The organism is Citrobacter sp. Cpo126 (assembly GCF_030332445.1).
In the GTDB taxonomy this organism is placed as follows: domain Bacteria; phylum Pseudomonadota; class Gammaproteobacteria; order Enterobacterales; family Enterobacteriaceae; genus Citrobacter; species Citrobacter portucalensis.
Map to the genome: position 1 here is coordinate 1 of NZ_JAOWHT010000012.1, position 322 is coordinate 322.

1 tRNA gene is annotated in these 322 nt (G+C 55.6%); it reads right to left on the minus strand.

The features are described from left to right. Position 1: 1 nt before the first annotated feature. Positions 2–75, minus strand: a tRNA-Arg gene (locus OGY17_RS00080). Positions 76–322 lie beyond the last annotated feature (247 nt).

Here is a 322-nt window from a genome sequence, read left to right on the forward strand (position 1 = left end):
GTGCATCCGGGAGGATTCGAACCTCCGACCGCTCGGTTCGTAGCCGAGTACTCTATCCAGCTGAGCTACGGATGCATCGGGAATTGCTGATTACTACTGATACTGCGAAGAAGATGGTGCATCCGGGAGGATTACTCGGTTGCGCCTCGCCCTGCGGGCCGTTGCTGAAGCAACGTTATCCTCCCTGGTGCTCGCGATTATCTCGCAGACCATGAAACAACAGTTTCGCTGTTATCTCGGAGAATATGGTGCATCCGGGAGGATTCGAACCTCCGACCGCTCGGTTCGTAGCCGAGTACTCTATCCAGCTGAGCTACGGATG